This window comes from Bacteroidota bacterium (assembly GCA_035506275.1).
GTDB lineage: Bacteria > Bacteroidota > Ignavibacteria > UBA10030 > UBA8401 > JAGVPT01.
In genome coordinates, this window is the sequence record DATJPT010000013.1 from 76,712 (window position 1) to 97,061 (window position 20,350).

The 20,350-nt window shown below is 53.3% G+C and carries 11 protein-coding genes; all 11 read right to left on the reverse strand.

All coding sequences use genetic code 11. The annotated features are described in order from the left end of the window. Nucleotides 1–39: 39 nt before the first annotated feature. Nucleotides 40–3,141 (reverse strand): TonB-dependent receptor, encoded by a 3,102-nt coding sequence (locus VMF88_10400; GenBank protein ID HTY11470.1) that lies wholly within the window; start codon nt 3,139–3,141, stop codon nt 40–42. A 244-nt stretch (nt 3,142–3,385) separates the two neighbouring features. Beyond that, complete coding sequence (xylA, locus tag VMF88_10405; GenBank protein ID HTY11471.1) at nt 3,386–4,708, reverse strand: xylose isomerase; 1,323 nt, start codon at nt 4,706–4,708, stop codon at nt 3,386–3,388. Nucleotides 4,709–4,888: 180 nt separating this feature from the next. Then, nucleotides 4,889–6,385: an FGGY family carbohydrate kinase gene (locus VMF88_10410; GenBank protein HTY11472.1), complete on the reverse strand. Its 1,497-nt coding sequence runs from the start codon at nt 6,383–6,385 to the stop codon at nt 4,889–4,891. 178 nt (nt 6,386–6,563) lie between these two features. Beyond that, nucleotides 6,564–7,595, reverse strand: coding sequence for a LacI family DNA-binding transcriptional regulator (locus VMF88_10415; protein HTY11473.1), 1,032 nt, complete (start codon nt 7,593–7,595; stop codon nt 6,564–6,566). Nucleotides 7,596–7,797: 202 nt separating this feature from the next. After that, complete coding sequence (locus VMF88_10420; protein HTY11474.1) at nt 7,798–9,522, reverse strand: glycoside hydrolase family 43 protein; 1,725 nt, start codon at nt 9,520–9,522, stop codon at nt 7,798–7,800. Nucleotides 9,523–9,563: 41 nt separating this feature from the next. Further along, nucleotides 9,564–10,685 carry an alpha/beta hydrolase-fold protein gene (locus VMF88_10425; GenBank protein ID HTY11475.1) on the reverse strand — a complete coding sequence of 374 codons (1,122 nt, stop codon included), beginning with the start codon at nt 10,683–10,685 and terminating at the stop codon, nt 9,564–9,566. 123 nt (nt 10,686–10,808) lie between these two features. Then, the gene (locus VMF88_10430) at nt 10,809–13,712 is read right to left on the reverse strand and encodes a glycosyl hydrolase 115 family protein (protein HTY11476.1); all 2,904 of its coding nucleotides are present in this window, start codon (nt 13,710–13,712) and stop codon (nt 10,809–10,811) included. Between the two features lie 110 nt (nt 13,713–13,822). After that, nucleotides 13,823–14,929 (reverse strand): endo-1,4-beta-xylanase, encoded by a 1,107-nt coding sequence (locus VMF88_10435; protein ID HTY11477.1) that lies wholly within the window; start codon nt 14,927–14,929, stop codon nt 13,823–13,825. A 7-nt stretch (nt 14,930–14,936) separates the two neighbouring features. Next, nucleotides 14,937–16,307, reverse strand: coding sequence for an MFS transporter (locus VMF88_10440; GenBank protein ID HTY11478.1), 1,371 nt, complete (start codon nt 16,305–16,307; stop codon nt 14,937–14,939). A 118-nt stretch (nt 16,308–16,425) separates the two neighbouring features. Continuing rightward, nucleotides 16,426–18,744, reverse strand: a complete 2,319-nt coding sequence (locus tag VMF88_10445) for a glycoside hydrolase family 3 N-terminal domain-containing protein (GenBank protein HTY11479.1) — start codon at nt 18,742–18,744, stop codon at nt 16,426–16,428. A gap of 435 nt (nt 18,745–19,179) precedes the next feature. After that, nucleotides 19,180–20,163 carry an aldo/keto reductase gene (locus VMF88_10450; GenBank protein ID HTY11480.1) on the reverse strand — a complete coding sequence of 328 codons (984 nt, stop codon included), beginning with the start codon at nt 20,161–20,163 and terminating at the stop codon, nt 19,180–19,182. Nucleotides 20,164–20,350: the final 187 nt, after the last annotated feature.

Below are 20,350 nucleotides of genomic sequence, written 5' to 3' on the forward strand. Positions count from 1 at the left end.
CAGTAGCAGACGCACTCATCGTGATATCAATTACGCGTTTCACAGGGTAAACCGGATTCCCAGGTCGGCTGTGAGGCCATAGAACTGTTCTGATGTGAAGCCGCTAATCGAGGGCTGTGTCGAAATATTCGGCTCGTTGTTGAGATTGTTCACATCCAGGTACAATTGGAGTCCATCCTCCCACGGAAGCTTCTGTCGCGCAGAAATATCGACCCGGTTGTAACTTTTGGAGAAACCTTCCGTTTCAGGATACGCCCCGATATTCTGGACGACGTTCCCTTGATAGACGAAGGAGGCCCGCGCAGAAAAGCCTTTGTAATCATAGCCGATATAAGCGTTCATAACGTCGTTCGGCTGATAGACCAGCCTGTCGGTCCTCGTACTGTCGATAAATTGGACGGTCTTGCCATGTTGCTGTGCATCGAAATATGGATATACAGCCTTGGAGGCAATATGCGTGTAGTTGACGCCGAGCACAACGCCGTCGAACGGTGCCGGAAGATACCAAAGTCGTGTCTGAAGGTCCGTTTCTATTCCTCTCACGTACGCGGCGTACGGACTGTTAATAAACGTGGACACTCTCGTACCGTTGTTGGGGCTAAGGTCGGCCGAGGACAAGAACGGAGCAAATGATTCCAGCGTGAATGGAAGTCCGGTCACCCCCTGCGCAGCGTAAAATTTCTTATTATAGAGCGGATACGACGCTGCGTATGTGAAATGATTGACCTCCTTATAGAACCCGCCGACCGACAAGAGCCCCAACTCGTTGTTGTGGAAGGTTACCAACACGTCGTGATTGTACGCTTGCGCCGGCAGCAGACTCGGGTTTCCGGCATAGACGGCCCCTGCAGCGGCTGAAACAACAAAGTGCGGCGACAGCGAGGTATAATCCGGACGAGCGAGTGTTTGTGTGTAGGAATAGCGTATGTCGCTCCAGTCGGTAAGATTATACCTTCCCTGAACCTGAGGAAGGAGGTAATGATTCTGTGGATACGTTGTGACGGGGAATACGGGTTGAGAGTACGGATTGCGCTCGTCCTCCATGTTGTACGCGAAATATAAACTCTTCGTTTCTTCGTACCGCACCCCGCCGACGACCATAAGGTCCTGCCCAAAATCCAATTCCGACATCAGGTACGTTGCGTAGTACCGTTCGACATACTTGTAATCATTGGGAAGTTCCTGAAATGGCCCGTCATACCAGCCGCCACCTGTTGCGTCGCTCGCCAACGGAGCGAAGAGAGCCCGATTCGCCTGAATATAATTGACAGCACCGTTGAGGATGGTGGGGTCGGTGGCCCAGTTAATGGATCCAAACTTATTATCCAAAAATGAACCCAGGAGTTTTGAATCGGTCGACGTAAAATTAGCCCCTTCCAGTTGACCGGTAGAAGCGACCTTCAATCCCGGATATAATTTGGCTAGGTTATTTCTAACCTGAGTATTGATCGCATTCGTGCCGCCGAGCTGGATGTATGGGGTGCTCTGGGTATTCGTAATGTAGTTGTAGCGATACTCCCCGCCGAACTTGAAGAAGCCGGAGAGTAAGTTCCCGGGTGCAAACGGGACCTTGAAATCGGCCTTATACGCCTGGTCATTTTCGTGGTAATCGCTGCTGAATAGATTGATCGAGCTCAGCAAGGTCGTGGAATCCGGACCGTACTTCAAAAATGTTAGCAGATTCTCCGGGGTGATGTTGGTGTCCTTTCCGCTGAAGCCCTTTGTGCCGTTGTTCTGGAAGAATACATAATATGGCGAGTATGGAAGATGATTTCTCGAATAGCTGTTCGCCGCTTTCACATCCGCGGAAATGAATCCGAAATCGTTGGTAAAATCCAGTGAGTTGACTGCAAGGTCGGTGTTGCTATTTGCCTGGCGGTATGAAAAGCCCAGGCTGTGGTTAGTAAGATCTGCGTTGTAATTTATGGTTGTGTTATAATCCTGCGCGTCCGAGGTCAGACGACTTGCCATGTTGATCGACTTTATAGAGCCGGATGGGAGCTTGTAATCAAGAATCAGGTTGCCTCCGAACCGCTCCCTTGTCTCGATGTGACGATCCAGAGTGACGTTGTTTACCAACACGGGCCTGTAGCCGGTCTGGTCGATCCAACTCTGCGCGGTGGCGTAGGTGGCGTTCATATTATCCGCGCTGCGGTCATATTGCTCGGCGTTCGCAAGGACATACACGCCGAGCTGATCGTCAAAGAGTCTGTCGCTTCCGGATACAACCGCCCTGTAATTTCCATAATCATTCGTTTTTTGCGTGTAGCCCGTTTGGAACAGTGCGTCCCCATGAAGACCCGAAGGAGCTTCCCGCAACTCCATGTTGACGAAGCCGCCGATGGCATTGGCCTCCAAATCAGGAGTGAGAGATTTATAGACTTCGATCGACTTGATCATGTATGGTGTCACCATCGTCAGGTCAACGCTCCGGTCGTCACTGGGGGAATTCGCCGTGATGCCCAGGGAACTTGCACCGATCTGTGAACTTCCGGTGCTGGCAAGGGTAATTCCGCCGATGGCAACTTCGTTATACTGCGGGGCTAATCCTCGGACGACCACCTTATTGTCTTCACCCGAGCTCTTCAGCGTCGAGACTCCCGGCAGACGTCCTATCGCTTGGGCTGCGTTGAAATCCGGAAGCTCCTGAATTTTCGCCTCCGAGACGACGCTGACGATCTTATCCGACGCCAGCTGTTGGTTGATCGCCTGCACCTGTCCCTGTGCCTGTGCAGTGATGACAACCGTTTCTCCCTTAATGGTCGTAGCGCCGAGATAAAAATCGTGCGTCACCGAGCCGCCGTCGGGTATGTTCAGGGTCACGCTTATCGAGACGTATCCGAGGTAGGACGCCGTGATCGTCTGTTCGCCGGAGGGAGCGTTGGGAATGGAAAACGCTCCGTTCAGATCGGTAGCCGCCCCGATGCTTGTTCCTTTCACCACGATATTGGCGCCGGGGAGCAAGTCCTTTGAGTCCTTGTCAAACACGCGTCCTTTGATCGTCCCCCCCGCAAACGCCAAGGGAGCCATGAACAGCGACACAAGCGCCGCCAACAATATATTTTTTCCGTTAAAACGAAGTCCTGTGTATTCGACGAACAATGGCTGAACTGCTGCGTTAACACCGGATGAGGTTTTCACAACAAGATCTCCTTATATAAAAACACCGGCTAAAAAAATCGGGTGACCGTTCTTTCCCGTGAGCTGCATAGCACTCACTCCGGAGCGGCCACCCGATGGCGATACACCTGATCCTGCGTCTGCTGCTGGTCCGATGACATGCGGACCGACAGGTCGACAGCGAAAACGAATTGTTCAGTTCGTCGTATCAATTGGTGCATCGTAACGACAATGATTGATGTTTGAACGACTGTCTGGTGACTCTTTAACGAAGGATATACGAATTAACAATATTTTCCAGCATCTCCTGCCGGCCGCTATCGAGCTGCGGCTTGCCCTCCTTGATGATCCACTTTTCCAGATCTTCGAAACCCGCTTTCCCCGCCATGATCTTCGCGCCGATGCCGGAGTTGAAGCTTGCATACCGCTCGGCAACGAATTTCGAAAGAGCCTTATCCTCGATGATCGAGTGGGCAACGACAAGGCCGCGCGCGAACGTGTCCATGCCGCCGATATGCGCATGGAAAAGGTCAAGCGGGTCGTTCGAGCTGCGCCGCACCTTGGCGTCGAAATTCAAGCCCCCTTTGCCCAAACCGTTCTGGCCGAGTATCACCATCATCGCAAAGGTGGTGGAATAAAGGTCCGTCGGAAATTGATCGGTGTCCCAGCCGAGCAGCAGGTCGCCGCGGTTCGCGTCAACGCTCCCCAGCTTGCCCGCCGCCGAAGCAACGGCCAGTTCGTGCTCGAAGGTATGCCCCGCGAGCGTCGCGTGGTTCGCTTCGATGTTCAGTTTGAAATGATCGAGAAGGCCGTACTCTTTCAGGAAATAGAGCGTCGTTGCGGCGTTGGAATCGTACTGATGCTTCATCGGTTCCGCCGGCTTCGGCTCGATAAGGAACTGTCCCTTGAACCCGATCTTCTTCTTGTAGTCAACGGCCATGTGAAGGAACTTGGCCATCTGTTCCTGTTCTTTCTTCAAGTCGGTGTTCAATAACGTTTCGTACCCCTCGCGGCCTCCCCAAAAGACGTAGTTCTCACCGCCAAGCTCCTTTGTCGCATCGATGGCGTTCTTCACCTGGGCGGCTGCATGAGCCATCACGTGGGCATTCGGGCTTGTTCCGGCACCTTGCGAGTAGATCGGACTCCCGAACAGGTTCGCCGTCCCCCAGAGAAGCTTGACACCCGTCTCCTTCTGAAAGGTCTTTGCCAGCCCGACGATCTCGTCGAGATTCTTTATCGACTGGGAAAAGTTCTCTCCTTCGGGAGCGATGTCTCTGTCATGGAAACAATAATAATCGACGCCTAATTTCTGAAAGAACTCAAATGCCGCTTCCAGCGTCTCCTTGGCGCGGTCCATCGGATTGTTCGATTTCCGCCACGCACGTTCGAAGCTTGGTCCTCCGAACATATCGCTCCCGTTCCCCATCATCGTATGCCAATAAGCAACCGAGAACCGGAGATGCTCTCCCATGGTTTTCGAACCGACGCGCTGGTCTTTATTATAGAATTTGAATGCAAAAGGATTCTTGGAATCTTTGCCTTCGTAAGGAATTGATTGCTTGATCTTCGGAAAATATTTATTGCTCATGACCATGTGAAGTCTCTTCTCGAATTTGTGTGGTGGGATGGTTTTGCGCTTATGATGGAGCTTGATGCAAGGTTCGAATGTCGGTGAAAGGCTCCTCCGTTTCTTTAACAGTTCAAATAGAATTGAACCGATTCAATGTTATAAATAATTCTTCTTCATGTCAAGCGAAATAATAACGACTTACCTCTCCAGAAGCGCCGACAGCCGCCGACTCCAACCTTTATAGACCGCATCATATTCCGTTGCTAATTCGCCAGTTGGGCCTAGTTTTTCAATAACTTTCAACCCTCGAAAGGCTTCGTCAGCAGAGGAGTAATATTTGACGCCGATGCCGGCTCCGCGGGCTGCACCCTGCGAGCCGTCCGTATTGCAGATTTCAAGGTCGACGTTGCATGTGTTGACGAACGCCTCCTTGAACACCCGGCTCTGGAATAAGTTCGAATCCCCGGCTTTTATAACTCCGAATTCCATGCCGATGCTCTTCATGATATCCAGGCCGTACCGGAATGAGAAAACGATCCCTTCCTGGGCCGCTCTGATCAAATGCCCCCGCTGATGGATATTGAAATTGATGCCGGAGAACTGTGCAAGCACATCCTTATTCCCCAGACTTCGTTCCGCCCCGTTGCCGTACGGAAAACAGAAAAGGCCGTCCGACCCGACGGCGATGCCGGATGCGAGGGTGTTCATCTCGTCATACGAAAGCTTGTTGTCGAGAACGTTTTGCCTGAGCCAGCTGTATTGAATGCCTGTCCCGTTGATGCACAACAGCACTCCGGTAAACGGAGTCTCCTTTGTGTAATTGACGTGGGCGAACGTGTTGACGCGGCTTGCAGTGTCGAAAATGTTCTTCTCCGCAACTCCATAGATCACTCCCGATGTCCCGGCCGTCGCCGCGATTTCTCCCGGCTTCAACACATGGAGCGACAGCGCATTGTTCGGCTGGTCCCCTGCGCGGTAGGTGATCGGGACACCGGCTTTCAGTCCGAGCTCGGCCGCCGCTGACGGTTGCAATGTTCCCTGCATCCCGAACGTCGGAACGATGTTTGCGATCAGGCCGCGATCGATGCCGTAAAATTTCAGCAGGTCGCCGGCCGTTTCTTTTTTTTCAAAGTCCCACAAGATCCCTTCGCTCAAACCGGAGATGGTCGTGCTGATCTCGCCGGTCAGCCTGAAGGCGATATAATCGCCGGGGAGCATCACCTTCGCGATCTTTGCGTAGACCTCCGGCTTGTTCTCCTTCACCCACTTCAGCTTCGACGCCGTAAAATTTCCCGGAGAGTTCAGGTAATGCCGGAGGCAGAAATCGCCCCCCATCGAGTCGAACGCCTTGTTGCCGATGTCGACCGCCCTGCTGTCGCACCAGATGATAGAAGGATACAGAACCTCATTCTTCTTTCCGAGCATCACAAGCCCGTGCATTTGGTACGAGACGCCGATAGCGGCCACCTCGATCGATGCCGCGTTGACCTTTGACAAGATCTTCTTGGTTGCGGCGACACAATGACGCCACCATGCGTCCGGGTCCTGCTCTGCCCAACCCGGCTGCGGCGAATCGATTTTCATTTCTGTCTCGGGAGAAAACCCCGAGGCGACGAGCTCCCCCGTATCGGCGTTGATGAATGAAGCTTTTACAGATGAACTTCCGACGTCATATCCCAGAAGGATCTTTGGCATGATAACGATCTCCGAACAATTTCTACGATGAAAGAATGAAACGCCCCATCGGCGCGCGGACCAATGTGCAGAAGCGGACTATGGAGTGTGAGGAAACAGAAAAATCAGAACGATAAGAAAATTTTAACCCGCAGCGGGACGGGTCCCGCCTCGATAGGATCAACGACACCGGCCGCTTTTACTTGTTCAGCACCCTGGTCGACTCCCGAACGATGAACTCTGTCTCCAGAACGACATGCTCGTTGGGAAGGAGCGATGGAGATTCGATGTTCCTGATCAGGATTTCTGCCGCTTTCTTCCCGATCTCGTGCTGCGGAGCCCGGATCGTGGTGAGCGGAACCGGATAGATTTGCGCGTAGTAGATGTCGTCGTTTCCGATGATCGATATATCGTCCGGCACGCGGATCTTCAACTGCTTCAACGCGCTCATGACGGCAAGCGCCTGGTGGTCGTTGAAACAGACGATCGCCGTCGGGTAATCTTCCGGCTTTTTGCTCTTGAAAAATTCTACCGTCTTGCTGAAGCTCTCGTCATAGTGGGAACCGACCGAAACGATCATCTCCTTATGGAATACGAGCGTGCTTTCGCTGAACGCATCCCGGAATCCTTCGATCCGTTCGAGCGTATGGGATGACAGCGGCGGGCCGGCGAAGTGGACGATGCGGGTGTGTCCGGCATCGATCAGATATTTCACCGCTTTTTTGATCGCCTTCAGGTTGTCGATGGCCACCACATTCGCCTGGATGCCGCCGACATCCTCGAGCAGAACAAAAGGATAATTGATCATCTTCAGCTTGAATAGATGCTCTATTTCCGCCGTTCCGGCCACGATCGGCGCGATGATCGTTCCTTTGATGTCCTTTGCGGAAAAAAGATGAGAGAATTTTTTCTCGGTCTCGTGGTCGTCGTCCGAACTTGTCACGAGGACAGAGTACCCCTTGCTTTTCGCATAATCCTTCGCTCCCGCAGCGATCGAAGTGTAGAACGGGTAATTCAGGTCCTTGAGAATGATCCCGATGCTTTTATCCTGGTTGCCGTTCTTGAGATTCCGTGCGACGCCTTTCGGGCGGAAGTTGAGTTCCTTCATGACCGCCAGGATGTGGTCGCGCGTTGCAGGCTTTACGGTACTTTTTGCGTTGATAACGGCGGAAACCGTCCCCTTCGAGACCCCCGTCCTCTTGGCGACGTCTTCTATTGTTATTCGTTTCATATGATTTTTCGGTACCTCTTTTCGGGAGGCGCCCCGTTAGTGTTGTTTATCGGCAGCATGTTCATGAGCCGACTAAAAGGTAAGATTTTTTTCCCTAGAGTCAAGTCGCCCGAGAGCGTCTCAATTTCACAGAGTTCCTTCGATTGACTGCAGAGAACGAAGCCATGCTTATCAAACTTCAGGCTGAGACACAACCGATCGGTCATTTGTAGACTTCATCGTCGCCGGAATATTCGAACCAATCGTACGAGGCGGCATTCGTACTCGTTTCCTTGTCGGACGTCGCGTACATGGCGAACATGCACCCGACAAAGCCTCCTGCAACTTTTGTGGAAAGGTACTTCGCGTCCATGCTGTCCTTCAGGAGGGTCCAATGCCGCTCATCGAACGCAAAAGAGCATGAATAGAGGCCCTCCGTTGCATCGATCTTGAGCATCACTTCCTTCCCGCCCTCATCCTTCGCGATTGGCACGGAAGCAACCAGCAGCATCCCGTCAACAGACGTGCCGCTGCTGTCCGAGCTGTACACCTGGATCGCCTCGCCGTTCTTTTCCAATGATTTACAAATAAAATAGAAATGCCGTTCGTTTTGAAAAACCACCAGTCCCGCTTTTTCATTCTCCGCATGCGGAGTAAACAGCAAGCTGGCGCTTGCCGAACAGCGCAAATGTTCCTGGCGCCTTCCAAGAAAGCTCGGGTTCATTTCCCCCGAACAGGTCTCCGGCCGTAGTTTCAGCGTGACGAATCCTTTCTTCGTCGACAGGTCGAACCATCGGTCGTGAGGCGTTCTGAGAAAAACCCAGTTTCGGTTCAGCTCCGGAGAATCGAAATCATCTCTCGTCCGAAAATTCCCGCTCCTCGGTATGTCGGCCAGATCTGCTGAAGGGACGACCGGCGAAGAATAGCGGTATTGCACCTCCTCATGCCCCGGGTTGATCACCGGCCAACCGTTCTCCCATGTTACCGGCGCGAGAAATGTCTCCCTTCCCGTATTATAGTACTCCCCTTCGTACGGACCATACGGCCTGCAGCCGAGAAACACTCCCCACCAATCTCCCGACTCGGTCTGAACAAGATCCGCATGACCGGTCGACGTGATAGGGTTCGGTCTTTGCGGATTCAAGTTGCGCTGAGTAAGGATCGGATTTTTCTCATACGAAACATACGGACCGTAAATATTGGCGCTCTTGAAAACCACTTCAGAATGCTGATCCTCAGTTCCCCCTTCTGCAGCAATAAGAAAATAGATCCCGTCCTTCTTCAGGATATGCGGTCCTTCGATCCATACGGGCTTTTTGTTGATGTCGGTTCCGCCGTTGATCAGGATCCTTTCGTCTTCTTTTACTTTAAGATTTTCCGGGTCGAATTCTCGGATCCGGATCGTTCTGTGTCCCGGGTAAAGAGATTTGTGCTCTGGGGGGATGCTGTTGTAGACGATGTATGCTTTGCCGTCGTCGTCGAAGAACGGCGACGGATCGATCCCGTCGAGCTGCGGCAGCCATACAGGTTTCGACCAGGGACCGGCCGGGTCTTTCGCGGTGGCGACGAAGTTGCCGCCGATGTCGACCAACGTACATGTCACATAGAACAACCCGTTGTGATACCGGATCGACGGGGCAAAAAGACCGCGCGATACCTGCTGCCCGTCCAGGTTGAATTCTTCCGGACGGCTCAAGACGTAACCGATCAAGCTCCAATGGACCAGGTCTGTGCTATGGAAGATATTGATCCCGGGGAAGTAGGCAAAGGTCGAATTGACGAGGTAAAAATCCTTCCCGACCCGGCAGATACTCGGATCAGGATAAAATCCCGCGATGATAGGGTTCGTGAACGTCGATCTGGATTGGCAATACGAAAATTCCTGAACGCTGATTGCCCCCATGATCAAAAGCAACACCGAGGCGAACGCAAATCTTTTCACTTTCATTCCCTTCCTGCTAGTACCGAGCGCGTGCAGCGGCAGTTGTGCTACTCGGCTTTCTCGATGAATTGACTTCCGCCATATTGGTCCACCGTCATTCCGATCACTTTTCCTTTGTTGTCCCTCTTGAAGTGAACAAAAAGGAAGACCCCTTTCCGATAGAAATCCTGCTCCGTCTCGGCCCACAACGCCATCTTTACCCCATCCGGTCCCGCGACCATGAGATGCTGTTCCTCGCGGGAAATGTTGATGCTCACCTGAGGATTGATGCGATACGCCCCTACGTATTCATCCAGAACAGCGGTCGAAACCTCAATCGACGGCTTGGCGAAAACAAATTGGAGTCCTCTCGTATATCCTTCGGCTTTCCCCCCGGAATGTCCGGTCCCTTCGAGCACCCGGGTCTCGATCTCCAGTCCCTCCAATTTTTTTGCCTTCAGGTCGGCCGCGAACTTTTCGAACGAACTCTCGTTCCCTTCCAGCCCTCCAACCGCCATGAACAACTTCACCGGATGCAGGGTTTTCGCCGGAGTGTAATTCTTTTCAAAGCCCGCTATCGCGTTGTTATCCCAGCCGATAGCGGGGCTCGTCAATACGTACCGTTGAAACGTCGACGTTTCCTGAAAGAGAGCGTAGAGGGTGAACAATCCGCCGAGCGAGCTCCCCATCAGCGTCCGGTCGTCTTTTTTTGTCCGATAGCGGGCATCGATGAACGGGATCAATTCCGTCTTGATGAACTTCAGGAAGTTCGGCGCGTTCCCGGATTGGGGGAGCTCCTTTGGCGCGGTCGGGGTGAGATCTCTCACTCTCAGCATATCATAATTCGGATTGTTCCCTCCCCATGCGACGGCGACGACGATCGCCGAGGGGACAAATCCATCGTAATACTGTTGGCCGAAGATCGCCTGGACAAGAGGGAAATCCCACTGGCCGTCGAGGAGATAAATAACGGGAAACGTTCTGGCGCTGTCCTGATAATCTCTCGGAAGGTTCACGTAAAGGTTGAATTCCTGATTGACGATCATGGACGTGATATGGAGCGATTGCGTTCCGGCGATCTCAACGGCCGGAGCGGTTGACGATGAGTCGAAGGAAGCTCCCTTCAACGATGCGGCAGAGAAGACGGCGAACAGCAAGATCGCAGAGATGTTGACGCAGGAAGTTTTCATACGAGTTGTCTCCTTGAAGACTCAATATGTGATGAGATGTTTTTGCGCATCGATCAACAAAAGAATTCTCTGGTACCTTTACAGTCGGCGAATTTCCGGTCGTGCGATCGCCGCGTTATGCGTTCATTTCTTGTTGCGCAAAAGGAAACTTTCCGGCGGTCCAAGATAGCTTGGCTTGACTCCGCCGGCGTTGACGACGATCTTCTGCAGTACGACATCCGGGTCGACCATCCAGAATTTCAGCGTATGGACCCCCGGATGATGAATGACATGCTGTGAGGTCGAAATGTTGATGTTGTTCGCCACCCACTGTTCCCATGTCCGGTTCGAATTTTCGCCGTTCATGGTGATCGTTTGCGGCGGATCGTCATCGAAGGAAATTGCGTACCGCAGCCCCCGGTCGTTGTGAAAATTGAGCGTCGGTGAAAGATATGCATTGACGCTGACGCTGCCGGTGTCAAAGAAATACATCTGGTATTCGAGGTGCGGACTAGTCCCTCCCGCCACCTGCGGCAGCGATGTCACAGGCTCGGGCGTGACTCCGGAAAGGGTCCGTCCTAATCCCGGGATCGTCAGCCAATCCACCGACGACGATCCGATCGCTTTGGAATAATGTTCCGCTTCAACCGATACGCAGCCGTTGCTTTCAACAAATCCAGCCATGCTTCCTTGCTGCGCCGGTGAAATGTTGTTGATCGACGCATGGACAGTGATACGGCTGTTCTCCGGTCCGGTTACAACGATCGAAGAAGCATGTTCCCCGGCAGGCGCATTTTTCCAATCTACGCTGACCCAAAGGCGCTCCTGCGCTTCGACGGTCCCTTCGGATTTGTTGATCTTCAGCCAAGGGTCCCTTGTTTCGATTGAATAGCGGAAGGGAGTCCCCCCCCGGTTAAAGACCTCTATATAATAGGATTGTTGGTTGAACGAGTCGAAAGGAGGAAATGCCGCTTCGGTACCGCCATCGGGCATCGAAGCACTGCTTCCCTCAACCGCAACCCCCATCGAAGGGGCATCGCGCACGCCGATTCTCTTCACCTCGGGCATGGAATTCTTGTCCGGCTGCTGCCAGTACGTATATCCGATGTGGGTCTGATCCATCATGTGGTCCCACTTTCCCCCGGCCATCACTTTATTATAGTAGTACGAGATGGCGGAATCTTTTTCGAACAATGCCTGGGCTTCTTGTGCTAGCCCATTCGCCGCAGCACGCCCCTCTTTTGCATAGAGGCGATTTTTTGCGACGGTCACATAAAGTTCGTTTAGATTCGAGCATGCAAGAACCGGATGAAGAACGAGCTGGTAATAAGCATCTTTGTATTCCGAAGGAAGTGCGTCGCCGATATGCTGCGCCTTTTCGGCAATCGTATCGTATTCGGCAACGACGGTCTCGGCTTCCCTGTAATCGGTCAAGCTGTAGGTGTCGGGCGAAAGCAATTCCGGTTTCCGCCGGGCGTTATACTTCGTGTACGCCGCCAGAACCTCGGCGATGCCGGCTGAGTGTTCCTCGCCGAACTGTTGCGCTGCCCACCGCTTTGTATAGTCGGGAAGGCGTTGAGCCGGAATGGCATCGGGGTTCCAGGCATAATCCAGAAAAAACTGGATCGGATATTCCATTGGTTTGATGTCGCCGACATTGACGATCCAGATCTGCTTCACGCCGTAAGCGTACGCGAGATGCATCTGCTCCCACGTCCGCTCGATCTGATTCGTGTTCAGCCATTTATAGTTTCTCGGGCCGCCGACATAATCGAAATGATAATAGATTCCGTAACCACCTTTGCGGGGCGGGTCCCCCAGCGATGGGAGCTTTCGAATGTTCCCCCAATTGTCGTCGCAAAGGAGAAGCGTAACGTCGTCGGGGACGCGCATTCCCTTGTCATAATAATCCTGCACCTCTTTATAGAGCGCCCAGTCCTGCGGAACGGCGGCAGGGTCTTTACCGGTCACAGCGCCAATGATCTCGCGCTGGTCCTTGACGATCCTCTCAAGCAGCGCGATGTTCGCCCCTTGGGTCATCGGCATGTCGCCGTCTCCTCTCATACCGATCGTCACGACGCTCTCGTTCTCTCCCATCCTCCTGATCCCTTTTGTCCAGAAATCTTTGAGGACATTCTCATTTTTCTCGTAGTTCCACGGACCGCTTCCGTAGCGGTGCCACTCGGCCTGCGCACGCATCATCGGCTCGTGGTGAGACGTGCCGATGACCACGCCGTATTCGTCGGCCAAACGGGGGTTCAGCGTGTCGTCATCGGAAAAGGCGCTCCCCCACATCGCAGGCCAGAGATAGTTCCCTTTCAAGCGAAGGATCAACTCAAACACATGCACGTAAAATTTGCTGTTGAACCCCCCGAATTTTTCTGCAGCCCAGCCCGAGAGACACGGAGCCTCGTCATTGATGAAAATTCCCCGGTACTTCACCGCGGGCCCGCCGTCCAAATGGCGGCCGGGAAGGATGGTGAGATTTGATTCATGACGAACCGGAACATCCGCCCACCAGTACCATGGAGAAACGCCGATGCGAGCGGAGAGGTCGTAGATTCCATAGATCGTCCCGCGTTTATCGCTGCCGGCAATCACCAATGCCTGATCGACGCCCGGGAACGGTTTCTCGACCGTTTGAATTGAAAAAGCTTCCCATGCTCCCGCAATCTCTTTCACATCGACCTTCTTCAGCGAGATCAGAGAATCGATCCACCGGTCCTTTCCGATCGTTCCGGCAAACACTACTTCTTTAACGGAGGGAAGCGTATCCACAATGAATTGCGGGAGGGAGCCCGTAACCCGATCGATGTCGTTGACAAGGTCTTTTGCGGCGCGCAATACCCCGGGAAAATCCTTCGAAGAAACGATGACGGGTGAAAGAACTCCGGGCGATGCAAGAGGAAAACTTCCCGGGCTTTTTTCGTGCGCCACGTACGTTCCGCTTTCCGGATTCGGAGTGGATTGAGAGAGGCATGTTGCCGCGAGAGAGATGGTTGACGCAGCAAGAAAGAGCGACCGCAAGATGATCACGTTGATCTTCAAAAGCTTTCCGCGAAAATGTGAGCGGCTGATCGATGGAAATGAAAAAGGGAACTCTCTTTCAAGTTCCCCTGGGAAACCAAAGCAAGGCGTCGATCTGAAAACCGATGCGTTTACAACTTCTGACCAGCCTTCACAACGGCGTCAAACGCCGGTTTGGGGAGATAATTCCGGTCGAACAAAAGCGGATAATTGACGCGGCCGAAAGAATTCAGCCACGAGTTTCCGTCCGCAACTCCCCAAAACGTCACCCGGCCGACCACGTCCGCATGCCTGACGAACACCCGAAAAAGATCGCCGTACCGTTTCGCCAGCTCGACTTGAACGGAATCGGGGAGACCGGCGGCGAAGAGATTTTCGTTCACCGCATGGTAGTTGTTGGCTGAAACGTCGGCGCTTCTCCTCTGCTGTGTGGCGGGGACGACGTCGATATCCAGCTCGGTGATGTTCACCTTAATGCCGAGGGATGCGAACGCGTCAATGGCGGAATCGACCAAGGCCATCGAAGGCCAGTCCATTTTATAGTGCCCCTGCAGTCCGACCGCTGCGACATGTACTCCCGCGGCCTGCAGCTTCTTGATCAGGGCAACCGCGCCGTTCCGCTTCGGAGGATTCTCGAGCGAGTAGTCGTTGTAATACAATTCCGCGTTCGGGTCGGCGTCGTGCGCAAATTCAAACGCCTTGACCATGTACTCTTCGCCGATGATCTTCATCCACGGAGAGTCGCGGAGTGAACCATCTTCATTCAACGCTTCGTTGACAACGTCCCATCCTTTGATCCTGCCTTTGTAATGCCCGACGACGGTGCTGATATGATCGCGCATTCGTTCAAGCAGCAGTTCGCGGCTCGCCGGTTTTCCGGTGCTGTCCTGAAACACCCATCGCGGAGTCTGGCTGTGCCAGACGAGCGTGTGGCCGATGATGACCATGCCGTTCTTTTCGCCGAACTCGACATACCGGTCGGACGATGCGAATGCATACGTTCCGGGTTGAGGATGAACGTGTTCCCACTTCAGTACGTTTTCCGGAGTGATCGTATTGAATTGGGCGGCGGCGAGCGCGGCCCCTTTTTCATCTCTTCCCGAGAACTGCGCTTCATTCAATGCGGCGCCGACAAGAAAGCGGTTCTTAAATACGTCTTTAAGAAATGTCTGCGCCATGGCGTTGTTGCTTATGCCGAAGGCCAGAATGCCAACGAGTACGACGAGATTCTTTTTCATAGTGATCTTATTGGACTGCAAAGCTTTTCCTTCGTTCCGCCAGTTCGGTAGTGATCTGAATTTCAGCCTGCTTGTTGATGCTGTAAAAGAAGAGGCAGACGGCGCACAATCCGAATGTGATCGCCGGGAAGACGCTCATCGTCATGACGATGCCGTTCAAAGCGGACTCGCTCTGCTCGGCATTCGGAACATAACCGTAAAGCGACAGCACGAACCCGGTGATGGCGCCGCCGAACCCGAGACCTGCCTTCAGCGCGAAGACGATCGCTGAAAAGACGATGCCGGTCGCGCGCCGGTGATTCTTCCACTCGGAATAATCCGCAACGTCGGCCATCATTGCCCAGAGCAGCGGGATGGTAAACCCGTACACAAACTGCCGGGCCATTTCCATACCGAAGATCACGACTATCGCATTCGGCGGAAGGAAGACAAAGAGAAGCGTAAAGATCGTCGTTCCCAGCAGCCCGCCGATGAAAACATTCCTCTTGCCGAATCTTGTTGCCAGGCCTTTCGAGAAGAAAATGCCGATGATCGTCGAACATGTCCCGAGCACGTTGAACACGCTGAAAAGACTCGCGTAATTTTCGGCATGCATGTAATACCGGAAATAATAGAAGACGACGCTGCCGCGCATCGCGAGCGTGATAAAGAGAATGAGGGTCAGAACGAACATCGAGATCCACGGGCCGTTTCGTGTGAGGTCGCGGAAATGTTCCCTGACCGAGGCTTTCTGCGCGGGGTCGGGCTGGATGCGTTCTTTCGTGGTCGAGAATGTGATGAAGAAGAGAATGACGGCCAGCGTTGAGAAAATTCCCATCGTGTACTGATACCCCTTAGCGCCGTTCCCCTGGCCGAAGTAACCGACCATCGGAAGCGCGAGGCCTTGAATGATCAGCTGGGCGATCATTGCGAAGACGAATCGGTATGACGACAGGCTTGTCCGTTCTCCCAAATCCCCCGTCATCACTCCGCTCAAGGCCGAATAGGGCAAGTTGTTCGCAGAGTAGACCATCATCAAAGCGATGTACGTGACGTACGCGTAGATCAGCTTTCCGCCGGCGTCGAAATTCGGGGTTATGAAGGCGAGGAATCCCATGATGCCGAACGGCACAGCCGTCCAGAGGATCCACGGGCGAAATTTACCCCACTTTGTCTTGGTCCGGTCGGCAACGATTCCCATGACCGGGTCAAAGATCGCATCCCACACGCGCACGACCACCAGCAGCGTTCCGGCCGCGGCCGCGGTGATGCCGAACGTGTCGGTGTAGAAGGCGAGCTGAAACATCACCATCGTCTGGAAGATGAGGTTCGCGGCAGTGTCGCCCAAGGCGTAGCCGACTTTTTCTTTTATCGCAAGCTTTTCCGTAGTAGTCTGCAAGGGAGTTTGGAGGGTAAGTTTTAGGTTAGCAATCGTGGATTCACAATCCTACATGCGCACGGCGCCTTCTCGCTTTTCCGTATTCCGTCTTCTGAATTCTGTAATCCGGCTTCTTCTCTTAGACAACTCTCAGCACCACCTTCGTCACATCCTGGTCGCGCGAGGAATTTCCGACCATGACTTCAAAATCCCCCGCTTCGACGACCAGTTTTTTGGCGATGTTCGTAAAGGAGAGCTGTTCCGGAGCGATGGCAAAGGAGACGGTCTGTGATTCCCCCGGTTTCAGGCTGATCTTCTTGAATTCCTTCAGCTCTTTCACCGGACGGGTGACCGAGCCGACAACGTCGCGGATGTAGACCTGTACCACTTCATCCCCTCCTCGGCTTCCGGTATTCTTCACGTCGACGAGAACCCTGGTCGATTCATCGGCTTTGATGATCGGTTTTTCCAGCCGCACGTTGGTGAACTGGAACGTCGTGTAGCTCAGCCCATAGCCGAACGGATAGAGCGCCGAGATATCGTCGAAGAGGTATCCGCGGCGCGAAGAAGGTTTATGATTGTAATGACACGGGATGTGTCCTACCGATCGTGGAATCGAGATCGGCAGTTTCCCGCCGGGATTGACATCGCCGAAGAGAACGTCCGCAACGGCGATCCCCGTTTCCTGCCCCAAATACCAGCACTCGATAATCGCCGGGATCCTGGCCGCGACCTCGCTGATCGAGTTGGGCCGGCCGTTGAAGAGAAGGACCACGATCGGTTTGCCGGTTTCAACGATCGATGCGACGAGTTCATTCTGCATTCCGAAGAGATCGAGGTTTGCCCTGTCGCCGAGATGAACGTTGCTCCACGCTTCGCGCGAGGTCTGCTCGTTATCCCCGAGAACCAACACTACCGTGTCCGCTTTCTTTGCTGTTTGTACTGCTTCGGCGATAAGTTTCTTGTTCTCTTTCGGGTCGGGAAGCGTTACGACGTCCTCATCCCACGCACCGCCGACGGTGTTCTTGCATCCTTCGCTGTACAGGACAGTGACGTCACCGCCGACTTTCTCTTTGATCCCCTGGAGTACCGTGGTAAAATATTTCGGTTTGCCGCTGTAGCCGCCCAGCAGCTTTCTGTCGGCGTTCGGCCCGATGACGGCTATCGTACTTCCTTTTTTCTTCGTCAGGGGAAGCAGGCCGTTGTCGTTCTTCAGAAGCACCATCGTTTCGTGAGCGGCGCGAAGGGCGATCTTCCTGTTGTCTTCGATCCGGCGCTCGTGACGAACGGCATCGAGCGAAATGTACGGATCGTCGAACAATCCGATGAGGAACTTATACTTCAGCAGCGCCGCGACCAGCTCGTCGATCGCAGATTCCGCGATCATTCCGTCGCGCACCAGGCTGGTGAGGTTGGGATAACAATCCGGGTCGGGGAGTTCGATGTTGACCCCGGCATTGACCGCAAGAATTGCCGCTTCGATCTTGTTCGCCGCGACCGCATGGCTCACGCTATCGGCTTTTCCGTTCAGCTCGGTGATCGCGTAGTAATCCGAGACCACGAACCCCTCGAATCCCCATTCGCCTCTCAACACGTCGCGCAGCAGCCACCGATTGGCATGCGACGGAACGCCGTCGATCTCGTTGTACGACGCCATCACGCTCATAACGTTGGCCTTCCTGATCACTTCTTTGAAGGGGAAGAGGAAGGTATCGCGAAGAACACGTTCGGAAAAATTTCCCGGACCGCAATTGGAACCGGATTCAGGCTGGCCGTGAGCGGCGAAATGTTTCAGTGTTGCGATGAGATGTTTCTTATCGGAAAACGTTCCGTCCCCCTGGAATCCTTTCACCGCGGCGATGCCCATGCGTGAAATGAGGTACGGGTCCTCGCCGAACGTTTCTTCGACACGCCCCCAGCGCGGGTCGCGGGCCACGTCGACGACGGGCGTCAGGGCCTGGTGAGCTCCGCGCGACCGTGTCTCTTCTGCAACGGATGAATAGATTGTTTCGACAAGCTGTGGATTGAACGTCGACGCCAATCCGATCGGTTGAGGATAACTCGTCGCATCTTTCGCCGCCAGCCCGTGGAGACATTCCTCGTGAAAAATTACCGGGATACCAAGGCGCGTCTCTTCCACAAAAAATTTCTGAAGCTTGTTCGAAAGTTCCGCCATCGCGACGGCTTCCTGTCCGCCTCCGGTGTCGCTGATCCGCCCGATCTGGCCGATACCGTCCTTAAGATAGTGTCCCAATTTTTTCAGGTTGAGTTTTCCCGCTTCGTCGAAGAGGATCGTTTTCTTCTGCCCCCAGATGCAGATCATTTGCGCGATTTTTTCCTCGAGGGTCATGCGGCCAAGCAGGTCGGCAACGCGGTCGTCAACAGAGAGCTTGGGATTTTTGTAGTCTGGCAGGTCTAATTGGACGTCTGCGGCAGTGTGGGAAAGTTTTTCTATCATTGTAGGATTCCGTGCACTAGAACCACGTGCGGGCAAAACGAAATGGGATGTCGATCGGTCATTCATTTTCTTTGATACTGTGTCCGCGAACAACTCGCTTCCCCAGCGTTGCAGACAAATCACGCCGCATCAAAGACGCCGAATGTATCAAATAGATCTTTGCGTTTTCACGCCGGCTTAAAAATCGCCTCACCCCTCCGGCTGGAAACTCCGATTCATTATTCCTATTTAATGGGTTAAATTGCTATTGAACCGTTTCAATAGTAAACAACAACTATTAAAAAGGCAAGGGAAAAAAAGATAATTTGCACACTGTTCAGCAAAAAGATCCGCATTTGCAGGATGCGAAAATGTTCATTATATCGGGCTTTTTTGAAGATTCCGAGATTCACCAACCTTCAAGTTCTCCCCTCCCGTTTCAAATCATTCAAAGTGCTACCAATAGTGATGGACACTTTTTCGGATGCTGCGCTCGTAGATCGCTCGCACGGCGTCCATCGTTTGGCGGGAAAGAGGGGGCAGATCTGCAGAGGAAGCGTTTTGTTCTTCCTGATCCTTCCGTTTTGCTCCCGGGATTGCGCATGTCACAGCATCGAACATTAGGATCCAGCGAAGGGCAAATTGAGTGAGCGACATTCCGGCGGGGCAGACCGCTTTCAATTCCTCGACTGCTATGAGGCTTGTCTCATAATCGACCCCGGAAAATGTTTCTCCCCTGTCGAAATCTTCACCGTGTCTGTTGAAATGCCTGTGGTCGTCTGCTGCGAACTTTGAGTCGCGGGAAAATTTTCCGGTCAGAAGTCCCGACGCAAGAGGGACACGCGCCAGAATTCCAACCTCTTTTTTCTTTGCCAGGTCAAAAAATAACTCTGCAGGACGATGACGAAACATGTTGAAAATGATCTGGACGGTCTGCACTCCCGGATACTCGATCGCTTTGATTGCCTCTTCGACTTTTTCAACGCTCACGCCGTAGAAGCGTATCTTTCCGGCTTTTGTCAGATCGTCGAGGATCTCGAAGACCTCCGGCCTGTAATACACTTCCGTCGGCGGGCAATGAAGCTGGAGAAGATCGAGCGCGTCGGTGCTCAAATTTTTGAGACTGCGTTCGACGAACAGGCTGAGATTTTTCCTGTTGTATCCGTCGGCGGTGTGCGGACTCAGCCGGCGGCCGGCTTTTGTCGCGACGAATAATTTTTCTTTTCGTTCGCGGCGCAGCGCAGCCACCAGTCGTTCGCTTCGTCCATCGCCGTACACGTCGGCGGTATCGATGAAATTCACTCCGAGGTCGAGCGCTTTGTGAAGAGCTTCAAGCGATTCTTTGTCGTCGACATTCCCCCATGTTCCCCCGATCGCCCAGGCGCCGAAACTTATCGCGGAGACATTCCATCCAGTGCGTCCTAATTTTCTGTATTCCATTCAATTTCTCATTTTTAGTTTTTCATTTCTCATTTGCTTCCTAGATGCATCGTTCTTATCCCGTAAAATACAGGTATCCTCCGAGGATGACGGCAACGACGAAGACCGAGGTTGCGACCTCACGCCAGCTCCAGCTCGCCTGCGACTCCGTCAGATGTTCCTGCGTTCTGGTGCCGAAGGTGAGATT

What these genes read in the sequence shown, in the direction of transcription:
- VMF88_10425 (HTY11475.1), bottom strand. Translation starts at nt 10,685, where the DNA reads ATGAAAACTTCCTGCGTCAACATCTCTGCGATCTTGCTGTTCGCCGTC.
- xylA (HTY11471.1), bottom strand. Translation starts at nt 4,708, where the DNA reads ATGAGCAATAAATATTTTCCGAAGATCAAGCAATCAATTCCTTACGAA.
- VMF88_10410 (HTY11472.1), bottom strand. Translation starts at nt 6,385, where the DNA reads ATGCCAAAGATCCTTCTGGGATATGACGTCGGAAGTTCATCTGTAAAA.
- VMF88_10435 (HTY11477.1), bottom strand. Translation starts at nt 14,929, where the DNA reads ATGAAAAAGAATCTCGTCGTACTCGTTGGCATTCTGGCCTTCGGCATA.
- VMF88_10445 (HTY11479.1), bottom strand. Translation starts at nt 18,744, where the DNA reads ATGATAGAAAAACTTTCCCACACTGCCGCAGACGTCCAATTAGACCTG.
- VMF88_10450 (HTY11480.1), bottom strand. Translation starts at nt 20,163, where the DNA reads ATGGAATACAGAAAATTAGGACGCACTGGATGGAATGTCTCCGCGATA.
- VMF88_10415 (HTY11473.1), bottom strand. Translation starts at nt 7,595, where the DNA reads ATGAAACGAATAACAATAGAAGACGTCGCCAAGAGGACGGGGGTCTCG.
- VMF88_10420 (HTY11474.1), bottom strand. Translation starts at nt 9,522, where the DNA reads ATGAAAGTGAAAAGATTTGCGTTCGCCTCGGTGTTGCTTTTGATCATG.